General features: G+C 43.4%; 2 protein-coding genes, 1 pseudogene and 1 CRISPR repeat array. Of the genes and pseudogenes, 1 reads left to right on the forward strand and 2 read right to left on the reverse strand.

The annotated features are described in order from the left end of the window. A pseudogene (locus tag J3L11_RS18660) lies at positions 1-290 on the reverse strand (hypothetical protein); the annotation flags it as partial. A gap of 103 nt (positions 291-393) precedes the next feature. Between J3L11_RS18660 and J3L11_RS18665 the strand changes: the two are divergent. Beyond that, positions 394-711: a helix-turn-helix transcriptional regulator gene (locus J3L11_RS18665; protein ID WP_207571896.1), complete on the forward strand. Its 318-nt coding sequence runs from the start codon at positions 394-396 to the stop codon at positions 709-711. Between the two features lie 12 nt (positions 712-723). Beyond that, a CRISPR array of direct repeats spans positions 724-1,591; the repeat unit is 28 nt; unit sequence TTCTTCAGCTGCCTACGCGGCAGTAAAC. 130 nt (positions 1,592-1,721) lie between these two features. Here the strand turns inward: J3L11_RS18665 and cas6f are convergent. Continuing rightward, positions 1,722-2,324: a type I-F CRISPR-associated endoribonuclease Cas6/Csy4 gene (gene cas6f / locus J3L11_RS18670; protein WP_207571963.1), complete on the reverse strand. Its 603-nt coding sequence runs from the start codon at positions 2,322-2,324 to the stop codon at positions 1,722-1,724. Positions 2,325-2,444: the final 120 nt, after the last annotated feature.

Here is a 2,444-nt window from a genome sequence, read left to right on the forward strand (position 1 = left end):
CAATAAAGACTAGTAGCCAACGTATCTTTTTTGCTGACTACCGGCAGCTTTCTGAACTCATCTGTCACATAAAAACGCTTTTGTCGACCACGACCAATACACTTAAGCCAGCCATTCCGCTGAAATAGCGCTAGCTGACGATAAACCCTTTTGCGAACTTCATTCGCTTCTTGGTTAGAGGGTTCAAGCTGCAGAAGAGCATCCCGTGCTTCAATGATAGAAAAGGCATCCATTTCTTTTTCAATTAACAGTTTGTACATGATTGCATTGATTTTTTTAGAACGTTTCACTTTTCAATCAAGAGCCTTTAAAAACTTAGGATTGCTAAGTATACAAAATTAAGTAAAACTTAGACAATCTAAGTTATCTAAAGGCTATAAAATTGATGATTTCGTGGAAGATAACCCGATACCACTTAGGCTCAAACAAGCCCGCAAACGTGCTGGCATCACTCAAAAGAACTTGGGGGTGATGATTGGTATGGAAGAAAGTTCTGCTAGCGGCCGTATGAACCACTATGAAAAAGGGAGGCATGTTCCCGATATCAGCACACTGCGAAAGCTAGCGAAGGCACTAGGTGTACCTATGAGCTACTTTTTTTGTGAGGATGATCTGTCGGCCGAACTAGCAATAAAAATTGAAAAGTTACCTAAAGCAGAAAAAGAAAAATTGCTGCAATTCATTGAAAAATTGCAGCAATCTAATGAGTAAATTCCATATTGCCTATGTATCTGCCTATGCGGCAATAAACATCATCCGCTTATAAAAGCCTGAAGGTCGATTTTCTTCAGCTGCCTACGCGGCAGTAAACCGTATCACGTTTCGATTTGTAGGTGTCGATGTTTCTTCAGCTGCCTACGCGGCAGTAAACGCAAGCCGCCGTTTGGGTTCACGGGCATTGCTTTCTTCAGCTGCCTACGCGGCAGTAAACTTTGATTTAACACCAATCCGGCTGCAGCCAGTTTCTTCAGCTGCCTACGCGGCAGTAAACTCACCATCGGCAATATGATTGATGGTGCTCGATTCTTCAGCTGCCTACGCGGCAGTAAACCCTAATTGAAAGAATCGTGTAGTCAACTCGCTTTCTTCAGCTGCCTACGCGGCAGTAAACAGGGTGCGCAAGCCGCAGTTCCGGGCAGTGCCTTCTTCAGCTGCCTACGCGGCAGTAAACTTCATCATCAGTAAAGCGTTTGAGTTTTAGCATTCTTCAGCTGCCTACGCGGCAGTAAACGACAACTCATTAAACACGGCCACATTGCACCATTCTTCAGCTGCCTACGCGGCAGTAAACAACTTACACGCTTAGTATCACTAGAAAGTCACTTCTTCAGCTGCCTACGCGGCAGTAAACTTGATTCCCATGCAACAGCATCACGCGCTTGCTTCTTCAGCTGCCTACGCGGCAGTAAACGGTCATAACGTTTTTGGCAGTAGTGACGTAAATTCTTCAGCTGCCTACGCGGCAGTAAACACACGCTGAAACGCTTTGTTGATCCTCGCACTTTCTTCAGCTGCCTACGCGGCAGTAAACAGCAAACTTTATGCGGCTTATGGTAGCGATAATTCTTCAGCTGCCTACGCGGCAGTAAACAATGAGCATTTACTCTCTACTCATTTAAAAACAGATAGTTAAGCTCTATCAGAACATTTAGCCTTTTCTTCTTGCTTTATAAGAATCACACTATGAATCAATATGTTAATATCGCAATCAAAGAATAAGGTCAAAGTAATCCTTTGAGTTCTGGCACTGTTCCTATCGCACAAGTTCTATCTGATAGTCCATAGCCATTAAAAAGATGTATAATTTCATTTTCAGCCACTTCCTTTTGGATATGAAGCATGAACTCTTGTCGAGTACTCCGACTTTTAGCCGGAATACTGTGACTCAATGCGTATTCCGTTTCAGGATTATGAGGTTTAGGCACATATTCCTCTCCTCTCTCGGCAGCCCTTCGCTTCAGTCTGTCAATTCGGCGACGAACACTACCAGCAAACCGCTTCGAGTAGTGCTGATTTCTTAAAAACCGAACTTGGATACATTTTTCAGGCACTTTTATTATTTCACTTACAGAGAAGAAGCCAAAATCACTCATTCCGATGAAATAGCGTTGTTGTGAAAACCGAGCAAGCAATGATGGATCTTCATGTACAAAGGCAATTTTGGAGCCAAGAGTTCTATCTGACCAATCAGGGAAAGTTACTCCTAAGCCTTGCACATTATGCCTTGCGACAAAGCCGTGAAGGATTGATAAACACTTACCAGCGAGCACATTTGCATTGGCTTCTTTGGTAAGATATCTCACTACAAAACAGTATTGTGCCATCTCAAGCCTCCTGCTTTTTCTTTACGCGACGAGCCTGTTTTTGCTGGAACATTCCGCCTTTGATAAGCACAGCAAACAAGTAGGTTAAAGATTCGGGCATTTCAGCCACAGTAGATTTCC

The organism is Shewanella sp. 4t3-1-2LB, assembly GCF_017368415.1.
Classification (GTDB): Bacteria; Pseudomonadota; Gammaproteobacteria; order Enterobacterales; family Shewanellaceae; genus Shewanella; species Shewanella fodinae.